Genomic DNA, 25,543 nt, shown 5'->3' on the forward strand with positions numbered 1-25,543 from the left:
TTATTAAAAATTTTAAGCTAATTCAACCTTGTGTTTTAATAAATTAGATATTCAACATGGCAACAACCAAAGCAAAATTAAAGAAAGCATCAGAAGAAACTATTAGTATTAAGCCGCGTGAACAAAAGAAGCCAATGTTGATGGAGATTGCTTGGGAGGTATGTAACCAAGTTGGTGGAATTTATACAGTAATTCGCTCGAAAGTACCTTCAATGGTTGAGGAGTGGGGCGAAAATTACTGTCTCGTTGGCCCGTACTTCCCTAATACGGCAATGATTGAGTTTGAACCAATTGCAGACCTCGATGAATCGCCTTTTGGGAAAGTTGTAAAAAAAATGAAAGAAATGGGCTTTGATGCCCATTATGGCCGTTGGCTGGTTACGGGCAAACCCAAAATTGTTTTGCTCGATTTCAAGTCAATTTTGAATGATACCAACGATTTAAAGTTTAAACTTTGGGAAAGACATCAAATTTCAACTTTAAATGCTGAGCCATTGGTTGACCAAGTGATTGCTCTAGGTGAGATGATTAGGGTTTTCTTGACCGAATTTGGTGAAGCTTTTGGGAGCAAAAACGAGGTTGTGGCTCATTTTCATGAGTGGATGGTTGCCACTGCTTTGATAGATATTCGCACTGATAATGTGCCAATTTCGACCGTATTTACTACACATGCCACCATGTTGGGGCGTTATATCGCTGGAAATGAGCCTGATTTCTACGAAAAACTATCAGGATATGATTGGGAACAAGAAGCACGCCATTATGGAATAGAAGCACAAGCGAAAATTGAACGTTTAGCTGCCCAAAAATCGCATGTACTCACTACAGTAAGTGATGTGACAGCTAAAGAATGTGAGGTGTTTTTCGGTCGAACTTGTGATTTGATTCTACCGAATGGTCTGAATGTTACACGTTTTGCAGCTATTCATGAATTCCAGAATCTTCACTTGAAATATAAAGAAAAAATCCATCAATTTGTGATGGGGCACTTCTTCCAAAGTTATTCTTGGGATTTAGATAATACACTCTACTTCTTTACTTCAGGCCGCTACGAATTTAGAAACAAAGGATATGACCTTACACTTGAAGCTCTCAAACGTTTGAACTTCAAACTTGTTCAGGCAGGTATTGATACGACAATCGTGATGTTTATCATTACTAAAAACCCTGTTCATTCGATAGACCCAGAGGTGCTGCAGTCGAGGGCTGTAATGGAAGAGATTCGACAAACCTGTGAGGCTATGGAAAAACAAATTGGAGAACATCTATTCCATGCCTCGGCATCAAACGATGACCCAAATCTTCCTGACTTAAATCAGTTTGTTGATGAATATTGGAGATTACGTTTACGCCGCACAATTCAAACTTGGAAGACCAAAAAACTTCCTCATACGGTGACGCACCTTTTGAAGCAACCCGATGATATTACCAATTATTTGAAGGAAACCAATTTACTTAACCACGAACAAGACCGCGTAAAATTTGTGTATCACCCAGATTTTATTTCTCCTACCAACCCACTTTTTGGAATGGAATACAGCCAGTTTGTGCGTGGATGCCATTTGGGCATTTTCCCGAGTTATTATGAACCTTGGGGATATACGCCGCTAGAGTGTGTTGTAAGAGGAATTCCTACTGTAACGAGTGATTTATCAGGCTTTGGCGATTTCATTATGCAACTCATGAAAGATTTCGAAAACGTAGGGGTATATGTGGTTAATCGTAAGCGTAAAAACTTTGATAAAGCCGCCGACCAACTAGCCGAAATTCTCTTTAAGTTCGTAACAATGAACCGACGTGACCGCATCATGCAGCGTAATAGAGTAGAGAATATCTCAGAAGTATTTGATTGGACAAATCTACGTTCGTACTACGATACTGCTCACGATTTAGCCCTGAAACGTAAGGGTATAACACGTATATAGTTTTCAAAATATACAATTATTGATGATACTTTTAAACACATAAGATTTTGTATATCAATATCTTATGTGTTTTTTTATGGGTGACTATCATGAAATAGCACAATTTTGATTAATTTTGCCAACTCACCTTAAAAGTTTTCTATAACCTTAATGATTCTAAGTATTATTTTAGCCTATTTAATGGGCTCGATTCCCACAGCAGTTTGGTATGGTAGGATTTTTCACGGTATTGATGTTCGCGAACATGGAAGTGGAAATGCTGGGGCAACCAACTCTCTTCGTACACTTGGCAAAAAAGCAGGTATCATTGTTCTGATTGTCGATTTCCTCAAAGGTTTTTTAGCTGTAAAAGCTGCTGGTTTGTTTATGTCAGATACTACTCAGTATCTATATTTACTTATGGGCTTAGCCGTGATTATGGGGCATATTTTTCCAATTTTTGCCCAATTTAAAGGTGGAAAAGGCGTGGCTACTTCAATGGGGGTTTTGGTTGCTACTTTTCCTTGGGCTGCTTTAGGTTGCTTTTTAGTATTTTTAGTAATAGTACTTGCTACAAAATATGTATCCTTAGGTTCAATTTTAGGCGGATTAGCTTTCCCTATTCAATTGATGTTCAATTTATGGAATGATAATGCCGATAATTACGCCATTGGCTTTGCTTGGGTGGTTTTCTTAATCTTAACTATCATGCATCGCCAAAATATCAGTCGCCTAATAAACGGTACTGAAAATAAGTTTGGGGCGAAAAAATAAAGCCATAACTTTGTATATGTAGTAAAAGTCCACTGGACAAAATAAATCAATGAACACTTACATCGAACAAAATAAAGATAGGTTCTTAAACGAACTTTTTGATTTCTTACGTATTCCTTCGGTTAGTGCCGACTCAAAGTTTCAGCCCGATATGCTTCGTGCGGCTGAATATATTCAAGAAAAATTATTAGCTGCAGGCCTTGATAAAGCAGAGATTTGTCCGACAGCGGGGCATCCGATTGTATATGCTGAAAAAATGGTAGATGCATCTTTGCCAACAATTTTAATTTACGGACATTACGATGTTCAACCTGCTGACCCTTACGAACTATGGGATTCGCCTCCATTTGAACCAACAATCAAGGTAACTAAAAATCACCCAGACGGAGCTATTTTTGCTCGTGGTTCTTGTGATGATAAAGGACAAATCTATATGCACGTAAAAGCTATCGAAATGATGTTGGCTCAAGGTGGTTTGCCTTGTAATGTAAAGATTATGTTTGAAGGAGAAGAAGAAGTTGGCTCAGAGAATTTGGGTATTTTCGTGAAAGAAAATAAAGAAAAACTTAAGGCCGATTTAATCCTGATTTCTGATACTTCTATCATTGCCAATGATATTCCTTCGGTAGAAACTGGTTTGCGTGGACTTACTTATATGGAAGTTGCCGTAACCGGTCCAAATCGAGATTTACACTCGGGTGTATATGGTGGAGCTGTGGCCAATCCTGTTAATGTTCTTTGCCAGATGATTGCTTCCATGCACGATGCCGATGGCAAAATTACGATTAAAGGATTCTATGATAAAGTAGCAGAGCTGAGCCAAGCTGAGCGTGATGATTTAGAGGCTGCACCTTTTGATTTAGAAGAATACAAAAAAGACCTAGATATTGCCGAAGTTTCGGGTGAAAAAGGCTACACTACACGTGAGCGTGCAAGTATTCGCCCAACACTTGATGTAAATGGTATTTGGGGTGGATATACTGGCGAAGGCTCTAAGACGGTGCTTCCATCGAAAGCATTCGCTAAAATTTCTATGCGTTTAGTGCCTGACCAAGATTGGGAAGAAATAGCAGATTTATTTGAAGCTCATTTTAAAGCAATAGCTCCGCCAACTGTCAAAGTTTCAGTCACTCGTCATCATGGCGGACAACCATACGTTACTCCAACCGATTCAGCGGGTTATAAGGCAGCTATGTTGGCTATGGAAGAAGCTTTCGGTAAGAAACCAGTTCCAACAAGAGGGGGTGGAAGTATTCCAATCGTGGCATTATTTGAGCAAGAATTAGGTCTGAAATCAATTCTTTTTGGATTTGGCTTAGATTCAGATGCCCTACATTCGCCCAACGAACATTACGGATTGTTTAATTTCTTTAAAGGAATCGAAACCATTCCGCTGTTTTTCAAGCATTATGCCGAATTGATGAAGTAAAAAGGAGAAAAGTATGTTTAAAATCCAATTACTTTTAATCTTATTGATTCCTGCTCAAATGTTTGGACAATATGAATTTAAGATAGATGGTCAAAATTATAATATTCCCAGTAGTGTGACTAAAAAAAAGCATATTGCTTTTGAAAATGAATGCTATCAACCAATTTATAAATTTAAAGAAAACGAAAAAGTTGCAAGCATTGGAGCTGGTTGGGGTATAAATGAAATTATATATTCATTAGAGTCTCCCAAACTTTACTTTTACCTTGAAGATATCAATGCTCAGTTTTTGAACGTCAGCTTATTAGAAAAAGAAATTTTCTTGCTTCAGAATAGCTACGGAAAACAAACAAAATCAGAGTTTAGGATTTATATAGGAGATAGCATTTCAACCAAGCTACCTAAAATATTATTTGATAAAATTTTGATTGAAAACTCTTTACATGAATTCTCGAACTCCTATGAAATGTTGTGTGATATTGAACAAAAACTTTCAAATAATGGGAGCCTATTTGTTTCTGAGTATATTTCGAGCAAACCTAACAAAAGGCATAAAGGGTGTGGAAAACCAATGTTTTTAGAGCCAGAGTTAATAAATTTATTTACCAAACATAACCTTATACTTTTTAAAAAATACCAGCCATATCTTAAAAAAGAAGATTTTATTGTTTTTGAATTTAGAAAGAAAATATAAAAAAAGGAGATAGTTTTAGTGATAAACATCGACCCCAAATTCATAAATGACAAACCCGTTTTTAGTATAATTAAAAGTAAATATTAAAACAGATTTTAATTAGCTTGGAATGGTTATATTGGTGCTTTTTTTCTTTTTTCATAAGGAAAAAAATTAGGTGTTTTAAAGAATAGACAGACATAGACACAAGCTTTTCGCTCAAAGATAGATATGTTTGCAAAGACTCTTATAAAGTCTCTTGGTTCTATATAATTATATTAACACAATATGGAAAAACGATTCAATCAGTCGGTTTTTGAAGAACTAAAAAGCCTTTTGCAAGACCGTGTAACGAGCGAAACAAACATCCGAAACGAACACGGTGTCGGATTTAGTTATCATGCTTGTACGCCACCTGACTGTGTTGTTTTTCCTAAAAATACTCAAGAAGTTGCCGAAATCGTAAAGGTTTGTGCCAAACATAATACTCCGATTATTCCTTTTGGTGCAGGCACTTCAGTTGAAGGCCACATTTTAGCCATCGAAGGAGGAGTTTGTATTGATTTAAGCAAAATGAATCATATCATCGAAATCAATACTGCTGATATGTACGTAACGGTTGAGTCGGGAGTCACCCGTAATCAGATTGACGAAGCCTTAGAAGGAAGTGGTTTTTTCTTTCCAATTGGGCCAGGTGTAAATGCTACTTTGGGTGGAATGGCCAGTACGAGGGCTTCGGGCACTAATGCGGTGCGTTACGGAACTATGAAAGATAATGTCCTAACGCTCAAAGCGGTTTTACCCAATGGAGAAATTATTCAGACAGGTAGTAAGGCAAAAAAATCATCGGCAGGATATGATCTTACTCGTTTGCTGGTTGGAGCCGAAGGCACGTTGGGCATAATTACCGAACTAACCCTTAAATTACACAGCTATCCAGAAGCTATTTATGCGGCTGTATGTTCTTTCCCAAGCGTAGAAATGGCCGTTAATTCAGCCATTAAAACAATTCAAAAGGGAATTTCGATTTCGAAAATAGAATTGCTTGACGATGCAATGATGCGTGCGATTAACCTATACTCTGCCTTAGAATATGCAGAAAAACCAACTCTTTTCTTAGAATTTGCGGGTTCGGAAATAGAATTAAAAGAACAGATAAGGAAAGTTGAAGAAATTGCAAAGCAGCACGGAGTTATGGAGTTTTTGTGGGAAACCAGCGAACAAAATCGAAAGAAACTTTGGCGAGCTCGAACCGATGCTGCTCCTGCATCGGTTGCACTACGAGAAGGAGGTAAATTGATGTCAACGGATGTTTGCGTGCCGATTTCTAAATTAGCAAAGTGTATTGTTGATACACAGATAGATATTAAAAATAGTGATATTTTAGCCCCTATTTTAGGGCACGTAGGAGATGGTAATTTTCACCTAACAATTGTTGTTTCAGCCGATGATGCTGATGAATTTGAAAGAGCAAAAGCCCTAAACGAACGATTGGTAACGAGAGCTCTTGAAATGGGTGGAACATGCACAGGCGAACATGGGATTGGCGTCGGGAAACTTCATTACATGAAAGCCGAACATGGTGAAGCACTTAACCTTATGTGGACGATTAAGAAGGCAATAGACCCTCAAAATATCATGAATCCTGGCAAATTATTACCCAAAATAAATCATTAGAGGTAGCATAAATAAGGAGTTTCATCAATTATGTTTTTTGAAAAAGGATAATTCTTTACTTTTGAACAAATTCATCCACTATTTTATAAAATCTAAAATTAGAAGCGAACAAAACTATGTCACTTGGCTTAGAAAAATTAGCAACCGAATCTTCATCTCATTATGATAATCTTGAGAAAATGTCGGTTCGAGAATTACTCGAAGGAATCAATAATGAAGATAAAACCGTGCCCTATGCAGTAGAAAAGTGCATTCCTCAGATTGAGGCATTGGTGAATCAGATTGTACCTCGAATGAAGGCTGGAGGACGTTTGTTTTATATTGGTGCGGGCACAAGTGGCCGTTTGGGTGTAGTAGATGCTTCAGAATGCCCGCCTACCTTCGGAGTTCCGTTTGGAATGGTGGTCGGAATAATGGCCGGTGGAGATAAAGCAATCAGAAAAGCCGTTGAAAATGCGGAGGATGATATAGAACAAGCTTGGAAAGATTTAGAAGAATACGAAATCAATACCAACGATTGTTTAGTAGGCATTGCTGCGTCGGGTCGCACACCTTATGTAGTAGGGGGTTTACGCACCGCTCGCCAAAACGGAATTCTTACTGGTTGTGTTGTTTGTAATGCAGGAAGTGCAGTTGCGGCTGAGGCAGAATACCCAGTAGAAGCAGTAGTGGGGCCTGAATTCGTAACGGGCAGTACGAGAATGAAGTCTGGAACGGCCCAGAAATTGGTCTTAAATATGATTTCTACCTCCGTAATGATTCAATTAGGGCGAGTAAAAGGGAATAAAATGGTTGATATGCAGCTAACCAATCATAAATTAGTTGAGCGTGGTATCCGAATGGTCATGAATGAATTAAATATTCCCTACGAAGAAGCAAGTGACCTCCTTCATACTTATGGCAGCGTAAGAAATGCCGTTGATAATTATAGAAAATAGTTCAGAACGATATTTTAGAAAAGAAGATAAGTAGAAAAATCTATATTCTTCATTTACATTCTTCATTATTTCATGTGGGATTGGTTTTCGATAGATTGGTTAAGCTGGCAAACCCTGCGTTCGTTCGTTTGGGCTGAAAAACTCTATCTTTATAGTATCGTTGGAGTGCCATTTCTATTTTTATTTCGTTGGCTTTTTTATACTCGGGGTCAACAAAAATTAGGGCTTTCACTGACTAGCTATCAATTACGCACGAGTTGGATTAGTTATCTCCGTTTTATTCCACCGGTATTTTTCTCGCTTGGTGTTATTTGTGTCTTGCTTTCTTTGGCTCGCCCCCAACGTGTGCGTGAAAGTAAAGAACAGTTTTCCGAAGGAATTGATATCATGCTGGCCATGGATATTTCAGAGTCGATGTTGGCGAATGATTTAAAACCTAATCGACTGGAAGCAGCCAAAAATGTTGCCCACGAATTTATTAAAGGTCGTTTTCAAGACCGTATCGGATTGGTTGTTTTTGCAGGAGAAGCTTTTTCGATGTCTCCACTCACAACTGATTATGAAATGCTCAACGAATATTTAGAAGAAATAAATAGCAATCTTATTAAAACTACTGGAACCGCCATTGGTAGTGCATTGGCTACTTGTATCAATCGACTCAGAGAAGTGCCAAGTAAAAGTAAAGTAGCTATTTTGTTGAGCGATGGAGATAATACCGCTGGTACGCTCGACCCACTTACCGCTACTGATTTAGCAAAATCTTTTGGTATAAAGGTGTACACAATTGCCGTTGGAGGTAATGATGGCGAAGTTAAAGTTGATGAAAATACACTTCGTGAAATCGCCAGAGAAGGTAATGGAAAATTTTTTAGAGCTACTGATAATCAGACACTTAAGCAGATTTTTGAGCAAATTAATAGCCTCGAAAAAGTAAAAATCAAAGATAATGTTTATCGTGATGTAGAAGATTTTTACTATATCTATCTCAACTGGGCGGTTGTTTTTCTACTGACTGCTTTTTTCTTTAAAAACACATTCATTGGCAATATTTTGGAAGATTGATTCGAAGAATTCAACTTTAAATGCTATCTCTTGTAAAGTTTTTTCTTTCAATAAGAAATGTATCCATATCCATCTAATTCATCAAAACCATGTCTAACAAACGAAAAATCATTTATGCTACGTTGCTAATTGTGGCAATTGGGCTTATTTATGCTGGAAATTATGCCATTCAATATGCTTACATAGGTTCTTCTTATAATGCCAAAACAGTATGTTCTTGTATGTTTGTTTCTGGGCGTGATTTAGAAAATATCAAAGCAGAAGAACTCTATGCTGTGCCATTTGCCACAGTAGAAGTTGATGAAGTAAATAAAGCCGTAACCGCTAATATTTATGGCTTGGCTCAAACCAAGGCCATTTACAGAAAAGGGCTTGGATGTACACTTGTGAATGAACTAACCGAAGAAGAAATCAAAAAACAACCATCAGTTCCTTTAGCCGATACACTTACCGAGAAACTAACAACAATATCAGATTTTGCAGGAATAGATAAAGTATCTTTAGATAAAACTATCAATGAAGCTTTTCAAGAAAAAGACCCTCAGAATATTATTCGTACACGAGCAGTGGTTGTACTGCATAATGGACAAATTTTAGCAGAAAGATATGCCACCAATATTAAGCCCGAAACACCGCTTTTGGGTTGGTCGATGACCAAAAGTGTAACTAGTGCCATGATTGGACTTTTGGTAAAAGATGGAAAATTGGATATCAAAAAGCCAGCTCCAATATCGGAATGGCAAAACGATGAGCGAAAGAAAATTACCATCGACCACCTTCTTCGTATGAGTAGTGGACTTGGTTTTGAAGAAAACTATGCCGCACCAAGCGATGCTACCCGAATGTTATTTCGTAAAAAAGGAGCAGGTGCTTACGCTTTGCAAAGTAAAGCCGCTGCCGAACCCGATAAAATATGGTCGTATTCAAGTGGAACAAGTAATATTTTGCAAGAAATTATTCGACGCCAGTTTGCTTCTCACGCCAATTATTTGGCTTTCCCATATCAACGATTATTTCATAAAATTGGAATGAAAAGTGCCGTTTTGGAACCAGATGCTATAGGAACTTTTGTCGGTTCTTCGTTTATGTACGCCACTGCTCGTGATTGGGCAAAATTTGGTCAATTATATCTTCAAGATGGTATTTGGAATGGCGAACGTCTCTTGCCAGAAGGTTGGGTGAAATATTCCTCTACCGAAACTGCACATTCAGATGGTAAATACGCAGCACATTTCTGGCTTGACCATCAAGATAAAACTTTCCCACAAGATGCTTTTATGGCTTTAGGATTTGAAGGGCAGTCGGTAACAGTTGTGCCGTCGAAGAATTTAGTAATTGTGCGTTTGGGATGCACACCGAAAGATAATTTTAATCTTTCTGCTTTAGTGAAAGGTGTTGTAGCAGCAGTGAAGTGATGGTTTTAAATTTTATAAACTAAATCGTAGAGACGTTTCATGAAACGTCTCTACGGTATATTTTATTAAACCAAATCACCGTATAAATCAAACTCTTCGGCATTGTTGATTTTTACATTGGCAAAATCTCCCATTCGCACATATTGTGAAGCAGGAATCAACACTTCGTTATCAACTTCTGGAGAATCGAACTCTGTTCTTCCAATAAAATATCCTCCTTCTTTTCTATCAAATAAAACTTTATAAGTATTTCCAATTTTAGCTTGATTTAATTCAGCCGAAATCCCTTGTTGGAGCTCCATGATAATATCAGTTCGCTCTTGTTTTACTTCGGCTGGAATATCATCAGGCATTGAGAATGAATGGGTATCTTCTTCATGTGAATACTGAAAAACACCCAAACGCTCGAAACGCATTTTCTCTACGAAATGATACATTTCTTCAAAATGTTCTTCTGTTTCTCCGGGATGACCAGCAATGAGAGTTGTACGAATGGCAATATCTGGAATTTTCTCGCGAATAGAATTAATTAAAGCTTCAGTTTTTGGACGGTCGATGCCACGACGCATAATCTTAAGCATTTCTGAAGAGCCATGTTGAAGCGGCATATCGAGGTATTTACAGATATTCGAACGATTCTTCATCACATCAAGCACATCCATCGGAAAACCTGAAGGATAAGCATATTGTAGGCGAATCCAATCAATTCCTTCTACATCAGAAAGTTTATCAAGAAGCTCTGCTAAATTACGTTTTTTGTAAATATCTAAACCGTAGTAAGTAAGGTCTTGGGCAATCAAAATTAGCTCTTTAGTGCCTTTTTTAGCCAAATTTTGAGCTTGTAAAACTAGCTCATCCATTGGGCGACTTACGTGCCCTCCACGCATAAGCGGAATCGCACAGAAACTACAAGGACGGTCGCAACCTTCGGCAATTTTTAAGTAAGCAAAATGTGCAGGCGTGGTAAGTAGGCGTTCTCCGACTAATTCTTGCTTATAATCTGCTTTTAGTGTTTTAAGCATTCTTGGCAGCTCATTTGTGCCAAACCACGCGTCAACCGTTGGAATTTCAACTGAAAGTTCATCTTTATAACGATGTGATAAACAGCCTGTTACATAAACTTTATCTACAATTCCAGCATCTTTGGCATCAACGTATCGAAGAATCGTATCAATAGATTCTTGCTTAGCATTATCAATAAAACCACAAGTATTAATGATAACTATATTGGCATCGTCCTTTTTTGATTCATGCTCTACCTTCATCCCATTGCCTTTGAGTTGGGTATAAAGCACTTCTGAGTCAACAAGGTTTTTCGAACAACCAAGCGTAACGATATTGATTTTATTTTTTACTGTTCCTTTTGTTTTCATTTTTCTTTCCAAACAATTCTGGAGAGCAGCATGCCGCCCGATTGTTTTACGTAATTTTTTTTGCAAAGTTCGGTAAAAATACCTTGTTTTCCTATTAGAATAGATGGCTTTGGGTAGTTTTGCTAAGATTTTGCTCAATCACATTAATTGAAATTGCGTTAATAATGAATTATCAGGGAAAATGAATCGCTCGAAAGAAATACCAAAACTCAATCCTTCACAGTTTGATAATTATTTATTTGGAAGTTGGAAACCTAAAGTCTCTGATTTGTACGAGCAATTTCATATTGAGCGAATTGAAAATTATAAATCTTTCCTAAAACTCCCTGTTTTACCGCACCGACGTTCGGTGTATTTTTTCCTTTTTGTAACCAAAGGTTTTGCTATCAGAAGCAAAGGATTGACCGAATATAAAGTAGAAGCTAATACTTTTTTTGGTTTATCTTCAGACCAAATTACATCGCTCGAAGCCATTTCTGATGATGTTGAGGGTTTCTATTGTCATTTTCAGCCAGAGTTTTTTAATCAATCGCTGCTCAATATCGACCTCGAAAATGATTTTCCTTTTTTTCAAATTACTTCCGAGCCACTAATTCAATTAATTGATAATCAGAGGATTATTGATTTATTAGAAATCCTGATTTCCGAAAAACTACGTAATGAAGCCAATCGTGCTGAAATAATTGCTTTGTACTTAACAGCATTTTTGAAAGAAATAAAAGAATTTTATTCACAAACTCGAAAATCGCTCAATAATGCCGCTTCGAATCTGACCCAACGCTATAAAAGTTTACTTTCAGAAAATATCTACGATAAAAAGACTGTAACTGAGTTTGCCGAAATGTTAGCAGTTTCACCCAATCATTTACATAAATGTGTAAAGACAACCACAGGGAAATCGGCTCATGAATTGCTCGAAGAAATGCGGATTTTGGAAGCAAAAGTATTACTCAAACAAACCCCTTTACGAATCGCCGACATTGCTTTTAAAATTGGAGGCTTCGAACCAAGCGATTTTTCGAGATTCTTCAAATCTAAGACAGGAATTTCGCCAAAAGAATATCGAAATCTACAATCTTGATTGAAATTGCATATAATTAATAGCCTTTTACCTATTTTGATTTCTTTTTATTGTTCAATTTTGTATTGAAATAAAACAATTCATTTTTGTCTAAATCAATGCAAGAACTCACTTCGCCAACCGAATCAATCAAATTAGAAATTCGTGATGAAATACTTTTAATTGCCATCAATCGACCGCAGAAGCGTAATGCTTTCAATGATGATTTGGTTTTAGGCATCGAAAAAGTATTCGAAAATATTCCTTCCAATATTCGTTGTGCCATTATTTATGGTTTAGGGCAGCATTTCTCGTCTGGTCTCGACCTTTCAGAACTTCGTGAACGAGATGCTGTGCAAGGGCTTTATCATTCAAGAATGTGGCATCGTGCTTTAGATAAAGTGCAGTTTGGGCCTGTTCCTGTAGTAGCTGTTTTGCACGGAGCTGTTGTGGGCGGTGGACTTGAGTTAGCTTCAGCTTGCCATATTAGAGTTTCAGAGTCAAGTACGTTTTATGCTTTACCAGAAGGACAAAGAGGAATTTTTGTGGGCGGAGGAGCTTCGGTTCGTGTACCAAAATTGATTGGAATGGCTCGCATGATGGATATGATGTTTACGGGAAGAGTATATAAAGCCGAAGAAGGCGAACGCATTGGTCTTGCTCAATATTTGGTAGAAGAAGGGCAAGGACTCGAAAAAGGTATTGAATTAGCCAAGAAAATTTCGGGTAATGCAGGCATGACCAATTATGCATTGATGCACGTCTTGCCCAAAATTGTAGATTCGGGTCAGAGCGAAGGTTTGATGATGGAAAGTTTAATCGCAGCAATTTCGGCCGATGCCCCCGAAGCCAAGAAAAGATTGACCGATTTCTTGGAAGGAAGAGCTAAGAAAGTTGGAGAGTGATTTATTTCTGGCATAAAACTTTAGAATAAAAATGTATAAAAATACCTCATTCGGCCCTACTAAAACTTATAAAAAACAGCTCGAAAACGGCATTGTTCATTTTGGAAATCAGCAGACATTAGCGGATTTTCCAATAAAAATTACTGATAAATTGCTGCAATGGGCTGAAATAAAACCTAACCATACTTTTATTGGTAGAAGAGACCCACTTACGAGAGATTGGGTTAATTTATCTTATCACGAAACCCTAGAAAAGGTAAAAAATATTGCTCAATATTTGCTAAATCTTGAGTTTTCGCCCGATGAAACAGTTGTGATTCTTTCAGAAAATAGCCTCGAACATGCACTTTTAGTGTTGGCTTCGGTGCATATAGGTATTACTTATACGCCTATTTCGCCACCTTATTCGTTGGTTTCTGATGATTTTGGTAAGCTCAAACATTGCCTCGAACTCATGACTCCGAAGGTGATTTTTGCCCAAAGTGGCAAGGTATATCATAAAGCCATTGAGTTATCAAAGTCACTTTTCCCAGATGCTGTAATTATTACGGCTGATGGGATAATCGGTACTCATTTTGAAGAAATGCTTCAAGTAAAAGCAACAGCAGATGTAGAAGAAGCTGCTTCTAAAGTAAATGCCGATACGATTGCTAAAGTTTTGTTTACTTCTGGCTCAACGGGTTTACCAAAAGGTGTGATGAATCATCAAGGAATGTGGTGTGCGAATCTACAACAAATTACGCAAGTGCTGCCGTTTATGCAGGAGCAGCCGCCCATTTTTATTGATTGGTTACCGTGGAATCATACTTTTGGAAGTAACCATAATTTTGGTTTGGCACTTTATAATGGTGGAACAATTCTGATTGATGATGGTAAACCAACGCCCAAAGGTATCGAAGAAACTGTACAGAATTTAAGAGAAATTTCTCCAACGGCTTATTTTAATGTGCCCAAAGGTTTTGAAATGCTCATTCCGTATCTTGAAAATGAACCAACTTTGCGAGAAAACTTCTTTCGAAATCTAAATATATTGTTTTATGCTGGAGCGAGCTTGGCTCAACCCGTTTGGAACCGATTAGAAGAATTAGCCCTTGAAACCATCGGCGTGAAAATTCCAATAATTACGGGTTTAGGTTGTACGGAGTCTGGACCTTCCGCGATGTTTGCGAATTGGGGAGGTGCATTTTCTGGACTTTTAGGTGTACCTGTGGCGGGAATGGACGTAAAACTTGTACCCGATGGCGATAAAGTGGAAGCCCGTTATAGAGCTTCGAATGTAACCAAAGGTTATTGGCGAAACCCCGAAGCAACGACAGCCGCATTCGATGAAGATGGCTATTATAAAACGGGAGATGCGGTGAAGTTTTTAGATGAAAATAACCCTGATAAAGGTTTGGTTTTTGATGGGCGAATAGCTGAAGATTTCAAACTTTCTACGGGTACTTGGGTGAATGTTGGGGTGCTGAAAGCAAAAGTTATTTCTACGGGTTCACCTATTATTCAAGATGTTGTTTTGGCTGGTTTAGATAAAGAGTATATTGGTGCAATTTTATTTTTAAATGCTGATGCTTGTAGAAAATTAGCTAATTTGGAATCCGAAATATCAAATAAAGAAGCTTTTCAACACGATTCGGTCAAGGCATTTATTAATAATTGGCTCGAGGAGTTTAATAAAACCTCAACAGGGAGTTCGACGGCCATTAGAAAGTATGTGATAGCCTTCGACCCACCATCAATAGATTTAGGAGAAATAACTGATAAAGGTTCATTGAATCAACGAGCAGTTTTAAAGCATAGAGCTGATTTGGTAAATGAAATGTATTAAGTCGTTTGAAAATCTTACCGCAGACTTAGCAGAATATAGTTTGAATATTATCTTACATTAGAAATTGACCCTATATAATTCCGAATACAAAATGATTGATATTAACAAAGTAATCGCCATAGATGTACATACCCACGCAGAGGTTTCGTGCTGCCAACCACATGATGATTTTCGTCCTGAATTAGATGAAGCATTTGCCAAATACTTCAAATCAGATAAACGCCCAACTATTCAAGAAACGGCTGATTTTTATCGAGATAATAACTTAGCTTTTGTCATGTTTACGGTTGACTCTGAGCATAATGTGGGTAAACGCCGAATCCCAAACATTGAAGTAGCAGAGGCTGCTCTCAAAAACGATGATGTGATGATTGCCTTTGCGAGTATAGACCCCCACAAAGGACGAATGGGAGCAAGAGAAGCCCGTAATTTGATTGAAAATTACGGTGTTAAAGGCTTCAAATTTCATCCAACTGTGCAAGGGTTTTATCCACAAGATAAAATGGCCTATCATCTTTATGAAGTAATTGCCGAGTATAAATTGCCTATGTTGTTTCATTCGGGACATTCTGGTTTTGGTTCAGGTGTGCGTGGAGGAGGTGGTTTGCGTTTAGAATATTCCAATCCGATGCACCTCGATGATGTAGCCATTGATTTTCCTGATTGTCCGATAATTATTGCTCACCCAAGTTGGCCTTGGCAAGATGAAGCTTTAAGTGTGGCCATGCACAAACCCAATGTTTATATTGATTTGAGCGGCTGGTCGCCGAAATATTTTCCGAAACAATTGGTGCAATACGCCAATACTTTGCTAAAAGATCGTATGCTTTTCGGAACAGACTTTCCATTAATCACGCCCGAAAGATGGATGAAGGATTTTGCAGACGCAGGTTTCAAAGAAGAAGTAAAGCCCTTGATTTTAAAAGAAAACGCAATCAGAATGCTTGGGTTGAAATAAATTTATAGCTTTACACCTCCAATAGAATTTACACTTCAGTAAGTTCTATTTTTTTATACCCTTTCTCTAAATAATGAAAAACAACCTAACCGAACTCTCAAACCGCCCCATGACCTCCTTTCAGTGGCTCATGGTAGCTATTTGTTTTATTCTAAATTTCAATGATGGCATTGATGTACTCATAGTATCGTTTTCAAGTACCGAAATCATCAAAGATTGGGGACTATCGAAAACCGAAATGGGCTATATTTTTAGTGCTGGATTGGCAGGAATGACCTTCGGTGCTTTTTTAATTGCTCCTCAAGCTGACAAATTTGGGAGAAGAAGAATTTTCTTGATTTCTGTTGGAATGATTGCTCTTGGAATGTTGAGTGTGGGCATTTGTCAGCAATATAGCCTAATGCTCCTGTTGAGATTTATTACAGGACTTGGCATTGGTGGAATTTTACCAACGATGGCAGCTACGGCCGCAGAGTTTTCCAATCAAAAATACCGTGATTTTAATGTTGGATTAGTACAAGCAGGTTGGCCGATTGGAGCAATACTTACGGGCTTACTTTGTGCTAAATTTATCCCTATATTTGGATGGCATACCATGTTTCTCGGAGCGGGCTGTGTTTCGTTGCTTATGTGGTTGATGGTTTACTTTTTCATGACCGATTCGCTTGAGTTTATGTTCAATAATCCAAATGCTCATACCCTTGAAGCAGCTAATAAACTACTCATAAAACTTAATCAGCCAAGTTTAGAATCACTTCCGAAAATAGAAAATACTATAGAAAAGGTTGGTGTAAGTGCTTTATTTACAAATACTTATAAAAATTCTACTATAAAAGTTTGGATAGCGGCATTCTTTGGTTTTATGACACTCTACACGCTTATGAGTTGGGTGCCAACGATTGCTAAAGACTCTGGCCTTCCGTTTGAATTAGCTACGTGGGTTGGTATTATGCTCAATATTGGTGCGGCTATTGGTTCGGCATCGGTTGGAGCAATTGGTAGTCAATTTGGCCTTCGCCAAACCATTTTTACCTTTATGTTGGTAGCATTTGTAGTCATGCAAACCTACGCTTTTTCTACCCTTACAACAACCCTAATTTTTATTTTAGTTTTGTTAATTGGCTTCTTTGTACAAGGAGGCTTCAATGGTATTTGGCCTACACTTTCACGTATTTATGAAGCAAAAATCAGAACAACTGGTGTGGGATATACAGTAGGAATTGGCCGAGTTGGAGCAATTTTAGGTCCTTTGGTTTTTGGCTATTTTTCAGACTTAGGTTTAAGTATTCAAGCATTATTTATTGCCTTTTCAATACCTTTACTCATGATGGGCGTGTGTATTTGGGCTATTAGATCAGATAAATTATAAATTTTTGAATATTTTGAGTGTAGAGTTTTTCGAATAATCCGAATTTCTTGTGTTTTAATAATTTAGCTCTTACAGTAATTCTATATTTCAAGAAATTTAAATTCGATTTATTCGTCATTCGGAAAATTCAAATTATTCTAATGATTACTATAAATGAAAGCAGCATTTTTAGAAGAACCCCAAAAAATTGTATTCAAAGAAATTGCAATTCCAGAACCCAATCGAGGCGAAGTACGCGTGAAACTATCAAAAGTGGGCATTTGTGGTTCGGATGTACATTTGTTTTTGGGGCACCGTTTACTCAACAAACCTACGGTTATCGGGCATGAAGGTTTAGGTATCATTGACAAATTAGGGGAAGGAGTAAACAATAGAACAGTGGGCGAAAAAGTGGTTATTGAACCCAATATTGCCTGTAATCATTGTAAACATTGCCTAAATGGCAAAGGGTATATTTGCTCCAACAAACGTGTCATTGGTTTACTTGAAAATGGCTGTTTTGCTGAATATGTTTGTGTACCAGCCGATTATTGTTGGGTAGTCCCTGCGGAAATGGACGAACTTGATGCGGTTTGTATCGAACCAATGGCTGTTGGTGTTCATGCTCTATTCACTTCGTCGGCTAAGCCTGGAGATACCATCGCAATTATTGGTTTAGGAGCCATTGGCTTGTTGCTGAATCATTTGGCTTTACGTTTAGGATACAACGTTTTTGTAAGCGAAATCAATCAACAAAAACTACAAATGGCCGTTGAAGAAGGTGCAATTGCCGCCAATGGCGATGCTGATACGCTAAATAAACTTTGGGAGGAAAACGATGTTTCGGCTGTTTTTGAGTGTGCTGGTTCGGCCGCAACCGCATCTTTAGTAGCCGCAGCAGCTCCCCGTGGCTCGGAAATTGTGTTGGTGGGCTTATCAGAAAAGCAAGCAAATTTTACACCGCTTAAGATTGCTCGTGAGGGTATATCTATTTTACCATCAATCATTTATCATCATCCGACCGATTTTAGGCGAGCAATTCAACTAATTCGTAATAAAACAATTCAACCTCATCGAATTATATCAAGTTTTTCTCCATTTCATGACCTGCAAAATGCCCTCGAAAAAGCAGCTATTGGAGCAGAAAGTAAAATAATAATTGAGATTTAAGGATATTTTGAGCCTTTTTCTAATTTCCAAACTTTAAATTGATTGATTTTGCTTACTTTCAGTCTAAAATTGCATATTTTTATCTAAGAAAAATATAGATTTTTGTTGAAAAATTACAATTTACTATTCGAGTTATTGTAAAAAATAGAGACTAATATGAAAGTAATCATTATCGGTGGAGGGATTGGTGGTTTAACAACTGCATTAAGTTTGCATGAAGCAGGTTTTGAAGTAAAGGTTTTTGAATCGGTTAAAGAAATAAAACCGCTTGGCGTGGGTATCAATATACTCCCGCATTGTGTGCGTGTGCTTACAAATCTGGGTTTGCAAGAAAAAATTGCCCAAAATGCCATCGAAACAAGCGATTTAGTTTATTTCAATAGATTTGGCCAACAATTCTGGACAGAACCTCGTGGTCGATTTGCTGGCTATAAATGGCCGCAATTCTCAGTACATCGTGGGGTGTTGCAAATGCTTCTTTTTGATGAGGTTGTTGAGCGAATGGGTGTCGAAACAATTACTAAAAATCATCATTTAAGTCATTTTGAGCAAAACCAACATGAAGTAATTGCCCATTTTATTGATAAAGAAACTGGTGAGAAGATTCATGAAGAAAGAGGCGATATTTTGATTGGGGCTGATGGTATTAATTCAGTTGTGCGTCAGCAATTATATCCTAATGAAGGTCCTCCTGTCTATTCAGAAAATGTGCTTTACCGAGGCACAACCATCATGAAGCCTTTTTTGAATGGAAATTCTATGGCAATGATTGGTAGCTTACGTCAGAAAATGGTGGTTTATCCGATTGGAAAACCCGATGCCGATGGAAATTGCTTGGTAAATTGGGTTGGAAATCTGAAAGAAGGAAAATCTAAACTTACGGCTCGTGATTGGAATCGTGAGGCCGATAAGGCTCGATTAGTTGAAATTTACAAAACTTGGAATTTCGATTGGTTGGATGTGCCAAAAATGATTGATGGTGCAAAGGCAGTCTATGAATTTCCGATGTCGGACCGAAATCCTTTAGATAAATGGACGTTCGGACGGATTACGCTCCTTGGCGATGCTGCTCACCCAATGTATCCAATTGGTTCAAACGGAGCTTCTCAAGCCATTTTAGATGCTGATTGCCTCACAGAATGTTTGAAAAATACAAGTAGTATAGAAGAAGCATTAATCGAATACGATAAGGAAAGAGTACCTGCAACGGCGAAGGTAGTTCTGCAAAATAGAGCCAAAGGCCCCGATGAAATTATGGATATGATGGAAGACTGGTTTCCGAATGGATTTTTGCCCGAAGAAGTACCTCACGATAAATTGGCAGCCGTAATGGATAATTATAAAAAAGTAGCTGGATTTGATATTCAAACATTAAATCAAAAAAAATAGCTAACTTGGCTTGATAATTTTTCCCCTATTTAAACTATGAAACGCTTATTTTTCTTCCTTTCTCTATTTATTTCAATGGAAATTTCCGCTCAAAATGCCCCAGAGGCACCGTCACTTGAGTTTGTTTGTGAATTAAAGGTAAAATTAAAACCGCCTTATGTTGTGGGAGATACTCCTCACGGAATGCGTAGAATCATTCCAATCGTAGGTGGAACTTTTGAAGGGCCGAAGATGAAAGGAGAAATCCTTGATGGTGGAGCCGATTGGCAAATTGTAAGAAAAGATGGTGTAGCAGAATTAGAAGCTCACTATCAAATCAAAACCGATGATGGCGTAATTATTTATATAAAAAATACAGGGATGAGAGTAGCAACGCCCGAAGTGGCAGCTCGCATAGGTAGAGGCGAACAGGTGTCTCCATCAGAGTATTATTTCCGTGCGATTCCCAAATTTGAAGCACCACAGGGTAAATACGAATGGATGAACAATGCTATTTTTGTTTGTAAAGGCATTAGAAATCCTGATAATGTGGCAATTCAAGTTTGGAAATTGAATTGATAGATTAGTAAAAAATGATTTATTCGAAATAAATATTCAACCTTAACAATTATAAGCACATGAATTTAAGCCCCAAGGCTTTTATCGATAAAAACCCGATGACTGCCCTACAATACTCTACCATTATTATCTGTTTTTTGATGAATATGCTTGATGGTATGGATGTATTGGTTATTTCTTACACTGCACCAGCCATTGCCAAAGATTGGGATATTAGTCCCGCTGCACTCGGAACAGTTTTCAGTTCGGGTCTTTTCGGAATGACACTTGGTACACTCTTTTTAGCACCATTTGCCGATAAAATTGGTAGAAAAAATATCATTCTCATTAGCGGTATTATAATGGGTATATGTATTTTTCTTACCTCATACGCTACTTCAATTAGTCATTTATTAATTTATCGTTTTATTAGTGGGCTTGGTATTGGTAGTATGTTGGCGAGTACTGCTTCTTTAGCTTCTGAATATACACCCAACAAAACCCGCGATTTTTGGGTAAGTTTTGTGGTTTCGGGTTATCCAGTTGGAGCAGTTGCATCGGGTTTGGTGGCTGCTAAAGTTATTCCTACCGATGGTTGGCAGTATATGTTTCGCATTGCGGGCATAGCTTCCATGTTTTCAGTACCTCTAATTTTATTGTTTTTGTCCGAATCAATTGATTTTTACTTCCGAGCACAACCTAAAAATGCTCTTGAAAAATTGAATAAGATTTTAACAAAAATGAATATTCCGACAATAGATTCTTTACCCAATGTTGAAAAATTAAAATCAAGGTTACCAGTTGACCAACTGTTGAAATCTGATTTTAAAAAACCAACAATTCAGCTTTGGGCGGCTTTGTTTATGGCATTTGCGGCCTTATACTTCCTTACAAGCTGGATTCCAAAATTAGCTAAAGATGCAGGACTTTCGATGGAATTGGCTATTTATGCGGGTACAATTTTCAATGTTGGAGCATTTTTTGGAATAATTACACAAGGCTATTTTTCGAGCAAATATGGTTTAAAAAAGACATTAGGAGTTATTTTAGTGCTTACAGGAGTCTTAATGGCCTCGTTTGGATTATTTGTTGGCTCTGATGTAGTCCTACTGATTTTTGCACTTTTAGGCTTTGGCATCCAAGGTGGCTTTGTTGGACTCTATGCTCTTTCAGCAAGATTATACCCAACTGAATTCCGCACTACAGGTGTGGGCTGGGCAATGGGAGCAGGCCGTCTAGGCGGAATCGTTGGCCCAGCATTAGCAGGTGTGTTGATTGCTGCGGGTTTAGGAATAGCAACCAATTTCTTAATTTTTGCCTTACCAGCTGCTCTTGCGGGTATTATTACTTCAAGAATCGACTCGAAGGAAATAAGCTGAAAGATGATTTAAACATTCGTATTGCATCCCTTCGGGATTCAAGGTGATTTTCTCGTTTAATAGCTACAATCATATCATCTCTTCGAGATTTAAACGATTTTAATACTCTTGAAAGGATAAATAAGATTATCGCCAAAAATATATCATTTCTTCAAGATTTGAGTCATTTTAATAATCCTGAAAGGATGATAGGATTATAAAAATAGTATTATGTCAAACCGAATCCCGAAGGGACGACATAATTTATCGTCAAAAATAATTGTATTTAGTTCATAAAAATAGTCAAAGAAAATGTCAAATTTCAGAGCCGACCACGTGGGTAGTTTATTAAGAAGCCCAGAAGTGAAAGAAAATCGTAATAAATGGAAATTAGGTCAAATTTCGGCCGAAGAACTAAGGGTGATCGAAGATGCTGCCATTGCAGAAACCGTAAAGAAACTGGAAGCAACGGGCATGAAAGCCATTACAGATGGCGAGTTTCGTCGTGATTATTTCCACCTCGATTTCTTGAAAGAATTGGCAGGAGTGACGGTTACTGGTGGAATCGAAGCAAACCCTAATGCAAAAGTAGCAGAAGATGGTTTTAAACCACCTGTATTGAGTGTAACAGGCAAATTGAAGCACGTAAAAGATATTCAGGTGGCTGATTTTAACTACTTGAAATCAATTGTTACGCAAACACCAAAAGTAACCATTCCTTCGCCAACAATGATTCACTTTCGTGGCGGTCGTAAATCAATTGACATCAACTCATATCCTGATATGGACGTTTTCTTTGCCGATTTAGCCGCCGCTTATCGTGAAGAAATTAATCATTTATATGAGGCTGGTTTGCGTTATTTGCAATTAGATGACACAAACTTAGCTTACTTATGCGATCCTAAAATGCGTGCTGCTGCTGCCGAACGTGGTGAAGACCCAAATGAACTACCACGCACGTATGCTGCCCTTATCAATTCAGTTATTGATAATCGCCCTGCTGATTTAACAGTTGGAATTCACCTTTGCCGTGGAAATTACCGAAGCACTTGGTTTGCTGAAGGTGGTTATGAGCCAGTTGCTGAAATTCTTTTCAACGAAATCAATGTTGACCGTTATTTATTGGAATACGATGATGAGCGTTCGGGCGATTTCGCACCACTTCGCTTTGTGCCGAAAAACAAAAAGGTTGTTTTGGGAATAGTTTCATCGAAAAAACGAGAGCTCGAAAACATTGACGATCTCTGCAAACGCATTGATGAAGCTGCACAATATGCTCCACTCGAAAACCTTTGTGTGAGTCCACAGTGTGGTTTTTCTTCAACACATCACGGAAATGATATGAGCCACGATGACCAATGGCGTAAGCTCGATTTAGTTGTAAATACAGCCCTAAAAGTTTGGGGAGAAGCATAATTTGCAGGTCGAATCTCTAGGGATTCGACCTGCGTACTAACCTATTATTATAAAACTTACTTTCAAAATAAGCGATTAGTTTTTTGGAAATACCTTGAGCTAATAGCTAAAATTACTGACCAAAAGTACCATGAAAAAAATCCTAACTCTGTTATTATTCACGCAGGTAGTTTTTGCTCAAAATATTGCCAAAACCGATACAGGAAGTATTGATGGGGCAAAATACAAAATCCTTTTTCCTGAAAATTGGAAAGGAAAATTGGTGATGTATGCTCACGGATACGAGTTTATGGGTTCGAAGCCAGCACAAAGTCAAAATCCAGATTTCCCGAAGCGAATGGCTCCTTTTTTGGAAAGAGGCTTTGCCGTAGCGGCTTCTGATTATGGCAATCAAGGTTTGGCTTTGGCACGTGGTGTTGATGATACAGAGTCTTTACGTCAATACTTCGTGAAAAAATATGGTCAGCCCGATTCTACTTTCATGACTGGCCACTCAATGGGTGGAGGAATTACGTTAGCCACACTCGAAAATTTCGGAAAAAACTATAACGGAGGCTTACCAATGTGTCCGTTGGCTGGACGAATTTATCTTCAGACTCGCAAAGAATTTGATATGTTTGCCACTTTCAATGGCCTTTTCCCCGGAATTGCTACCTCATTATACGATATTTTTGATAGTTCGAAAGCACCCAAAGAGCCTATGTCGATGCAGGCGGGTTTTCGTAAAGCAGTTGTGATGAAAAAAGCAATCTATGCGAAAGATTCTTTATTGGCTGTAGAATTTGCCAAGCACTTTGATATGAAACCCGATGATTTGGCTTTTGCACTTGTATTTGGCGAAGGGGTTTTGAGAGATATTGCACAAAAAGCGGGCGGAAACCCTTACGATAATACCAATACGGTTTACGGTAGATTTCCGAATAGTCTTTTGGTTAATCAGAAGGCTGAGCGATTGGCTGCCACAGTAAGTCAAAATACGCTGTTCGATAAATATGACCGTACGGGTATCATTGATAAACCTGCTTTGGCTCTTCATACGATTTATGACCAATTAATTCCAGCCGATTTGGCGATTGTTAGTTACGAAAACTTGCTTCAGAAGCAAGGTAAACAGCAATATTTTAGTGTAAAATATACCAATGGACAAGGACATTGTAATTTTACGAATGAACAAACTGGCAAAGCCTTCGATGCTCTTCGCAATTGGGTAAAAACGGGTCAGAAAACCCAAGCTGGTTTTATGGAGTAAGCATTAAAACACAATTCTACTTAATTGAAAATGGCGACTTCGGTTGCCATTTTTTATATCTTTTTAAACTCACTCGGCGAAACGCCCGTTTGTTTTTTGAATAAGCGTGTAAAGTAAGCTGGGTCTTTGAAATTAAGAAAATAGGATACTTCTGAAATAGAGTAATGAGTGTTCAAAAGGTATTTTTTTGCTTCAGCAATGAGGTATTCATGAATAATTTGTAAGGCCGATTTCTTGACAATTGCCTGACAAATTCTATTGAGATGAACAGCCGTTATATTTAATTCTTTTGCATAAGCTTCTACGGATTTTGTTTCGGTGATTGTTTGTTTGATATTCTTCTGAAATGCCTTGAAATAATTGAGCATTCGATTATCAGAAACCGAAATTTCTTGTTTTTCTAAGATACTGAATCGGTAAATCTGAATAAATAAAAGCTGAAATAACAGTTGAATGACATTGCGTTTTTCAGGGTTTTCATCAATTAACTCATTTAAAATTTGTTTTCTATATTGAATGATTGGGTCGAAAGTTGAGTTTTCTTTACCAAAATTCAAAATTTTAAGTTGCATTGTTTCCATCAAGATTTTGGGAGAATTTTTGAAGATATTCTCTAAAAAGGATTCCGAAAAAGTAATGACTTCACCAATTACCTCTGGCTGAAAAACAAATCCATGTACGGTATTCGCTGGAATTAGAATAATACTTGGTCCTTCAATTTTTAATTCATTTTCACCCGAAATCAAAATTCCATTTCCTTCATCAATAAAAAAAACTTGAAAGAGTTCTGTATGGAGATGTTCTTTTATCTCCCAATCATAAATTTTGCTTCGAGTTTCGAGCATTTCATGATGCAAAAAATTCGGAAAAACCACTGATTGTGTATCACCGTAAAGCCCCCCAAATTGTACTAATCCTTTTTTCATTGAATGTTTGAAAATAACGTCATAAAATCTTTATTAAATATATTAGTTTATTATTAAAATATTAATTTATATTCATAAAGTATTCATTATTAGATAAAAATTAAAAATCTCAAATCGTAAATTCCAAATCGCAAATAAATTTTATGTTTGATTTGTA

The 25,543-nt window shown here is 37.6% G+C and carries 21 protein-coding genes; 19 read left to right on the plus strand and 2 right to left on the minus strand.

The annotated features are described in order from the left end of the window. The first annotated feature begins 56 nt into the window (after window positions 1–56). The 8 genes from A6M55_RS16465 (at window position 57) to A6M55_RS16500 (ending at window position 9,872) form a co-directional block, all read left to right on the plus strand. Window positions 57–1,925, plus strand: a complete 1,869-nt coding sequence (locus tag A6M55_RS16465; RefSeq protein WP_197491723.1) for a glycogen/starch synthase — start codon at window positions 57–59, stop codon at window positions 1,923–1,925. A gap of 150 nt (window positions 1,926–2,075) precedes the next feature. Beyond that, the gene (plsY, locus tag A6M55_RS16470; protein ID WP_064198572.1) at window positions 2,076–2,678 is read left to right on the plus strand and encodes a glycerol-3-phosphate 1-O-acyltransferase PlsY; all 603 of its coding nucleotides are present in this window, start codon (window positions 2,076–2,078) and stop codon (window positions 2,676–2,678) included. A gap of 49 nt (window positions 2,679–2,727) precedes the next feature. Next, window positions 2,728–4,107, plus strand: a complete 1,380-nt coding sequence (locus A6M55_RS16475; RefSeq protein ID WP_064198573.1) for a dipeptidase — start codon at window positions 2,728–2,730, stop codon at window positions 4,105–4,107. 13 nt (window positions 4,108–4,120) lie between these two features. Continuing rightward, complete coding sequence (locus A6M55_RS16480) at window positions 4,121–4,801, plus strand: hypothetical protein (RefSeq protein ID WP_015028446.1); 681 nt, start codon at window positions 4,121–4,123, stop codon at window positions 4,799–4,801. Window positions 4,802–5,068: 267 nt separating this feature from the next. Then, entirely contained in the window at window positions 5,069–6,457 is a 1,389-nt protein-coding gene (locus tag A6M55_RS16485; protein ID WP_064198574.1) for an FAD-binding oxidoreductase, read from the plus strand. 116 nt (window positions 6,458–6,573) lie between these two features. Further along, window positions 6,574–7,395 carry an N-acetylmuramic acid 6-phosphate etherase gene (gene murQ / locus A6M55_RS16490; protein WP_064198575.1) on the plus strand — a complete coding sequence of 274 codons (822 nt, stop codon included), beginning with the start codon at window positions 6,574–6,576 and terminating at the stop codon, window positions 7,393–7,395. A 72-nt stretch (window positions 7,396–7,467) separates the two neighbouring features. Continuing rightward, on the plus strand, window positions 7,468–8,457 hold the full coding sequence (locus A6M55_RS16495; RefSeq protein ID WP_064198576.1) for a VWA domain-containing protein: 990 nt from the start codon (window positions 7,468–7,470) through the stop codon (window positions 8,455–8,457). 89 nt (window positions 8,458–8,546) lie between these two features. Further along, window positions 8,547–9,872 (plus strand): serine hydrolase, encoded by a 1,326-nt coding sequence (locus A6M55_RS16500; RefSeq protein ID WP_064198577.1) that lies wholly within the window; start codon window positions 8,547–8,549, stop codon window positions 9,870–9,872. 65 nt (window positions 9,873–9,937) lie between these two features. On the opposite strand, the gene rimO is transcribed toward A6M55_RS16500, so the two are convergent. Further along, complete coding sequence (gene rimO / locus A6M55_RS16505) at window positions 9,938–11,245, minus strand: 30S ribosomal protein S12 methylthiotransferase RimO (protein ID WP_064198578.1); 1,308 nt, start codon at window positions 11,243–11,245, stop codon at window positions 9,938–9,940. Between the two features lie 181 nt (window positions 11,246–11,426). Here rimO and A6M55_RS16510 point away from each other — a divergent pair, with 181 nt between their 5' ends. The 11 genes from A6M55_RS16510 (at window position 11,427) to A6M55_RS16560 (ending at window position 24,460) form a co-directional block, all read left to right on the plus strand. Next, complete coding sequence (locus tag A6M55_RS16510; protein WP_015028440.1) at window positions 11,427–12,326, plus strand: AraC family transcriptional regulator; 900 nt, start codon at window positions 11,427–11,429, stop codon at window positions 12,324–12,326. 98 nt (window positions 12,327–12,424) lie between these two features. Next, the gene (locus A6M55_RS16515; protein ID WP_015028439.1) at window positions 12,425–13,210 is read left to right on the plus strand and encodes a crotonase/enoyl-CoA hydratase family protein; all 786 of its coding nucleotides are present in this window, start codon (window positions 12,425–12,427) and stop codon (window positions 13,208–13,210) included. A 31-nt stretch (window positions 13,211–13,241) separates the two neighbouring features. Continuing rightward, window positions 13,242–15,035, plus strand: coding sequence for a feruloyl-CoA synthase (locus A6M55_RS16520; protein ID WP_064198579.1), 1,794 nt, complete (start codon window positions 13,242–13,244; stop codon window positions 15,033–15,035). A 91-nt stretch (window positions 15,036–15,126) separates the two neighbouring features. Further along, window positions 15,127–15,993: a 4-hydroxyphenyl-beta-ketoacyl-CoA hydrolase gene (locus A6M55_RS16525; RefSeq protein WP_015028437.1), complete on the plus strand. Its 867-nt coding sequence runs from the start codon at window positions 15,127–15,129 to the stop codon at window positions 15,991–15,993. Window positions 15,994–16,066: 73 nt separating this feature from the next. Next, complete coding sequence (locus A6M55_RS16530; protein ID WP_064198580.1) at window positions 16,067–17,362, plus strand: MFS transporter; 1,296 nt, start codon at window positions 16,067–16,069, stop codon at window positions 17,360–17,362. 153 nt (window positions 17,363–17,515) lie between these two features. After that, complete coding sequence (locus tag A6M55_RS16535; protein ID WP_064198581.1) at window positions 17,516–18,511, plus strand: zinc-binding dehydrogenase; 996 nt, start codon at window positions 17,516–17,518, stop codon at window positions 18,509–18,511. 156 nt (window positions 18,512–18,667) lie between these two features. Beyond that, window positions 18,668–19,900, plus strand: a complete 1,233-nt coding sequence (locus A6M55_RS16540) for a flavin-dependent oxidoreductase (protein WP_064198582.1) — start codon at window positions 18,668–18,670, stop codon at window positions 19,898–19,900. A gap of 36 nt (window positions 19,901–19,936) precedes the next feature. Continuing rightward, window positions 19,937–20,458, plus strand: a complete 522-nt coding sequence (locus tag A6M55_RS16545) for a DUF3237 domain-containing protein (RefSeq protein ID WP_064198583.1) — start codon at window positions 19,937–19,939, stop codon at window positions 20,456–20,458. A 59-nt stretch (window positions 20,459–20,517) separates the two neighbouring features. Next, window positions 20,518–21,816: an MFS transporter gene (locus tag A6M55_RS16550; RefSeq protein ID WP_064198584.1), complete on the plus strand. Its 1,299-nt coding sequence runs from the start codon at window positions 20,518–20,520 to the stop codon at window positions 21,814–21,816. Between the two features lie 291 nt (window positions 21,817–22,107). Continuing rightward, window positions 22,108–23,211, plus strand: coding sequence for a 5-methyltetrahydropteroyltriglutamate--homocysteine S-methyltransferase (locus A6M55_RS16555; RefSeq protein WP_015028430.1), 1,104 nt, complete (start codon window positions 22,108–22,110; stop codon window positions 23,209–23,211). 130 nt (window positions 23,212–23,341) lie between these two features. Beyond that, window positions 23,342–24,460, plus strand: coding sequence for a S9 family peptidase (locus A6M55_RS16560; RefSeq protein ID WP_015028429.1), 1,119 nt, complete (start codon window positions 23,342–23,344; stop codon window positions 24,458–24,460). A 53-nt stretch (window positions 24,461–24,513) separates the two neighbouring features. Here A6M55_RS16560 and A6M55_RS16565 read toward each other — a convergent pair whose 3' ends face one another. Then, window positions 24,514–25,386 carry a helix-turn-helix domain-containing protein gene (locus A6M55_RS16565; RefSeq protein ID WP_064198585.1) on the minus strand — a complete coding sequence of 291 codons (873 nt, stop codon included), beginning with the start codon at window positions 25,384–25,386 and terminating at the stop codon, window positions 24,514–24,516. Window positions 25,387–25,543 lie beyond the last annotated feature (157 nt).

It is taken from the genome of Emticicia sp. MM (assembly GCF_001649495.1).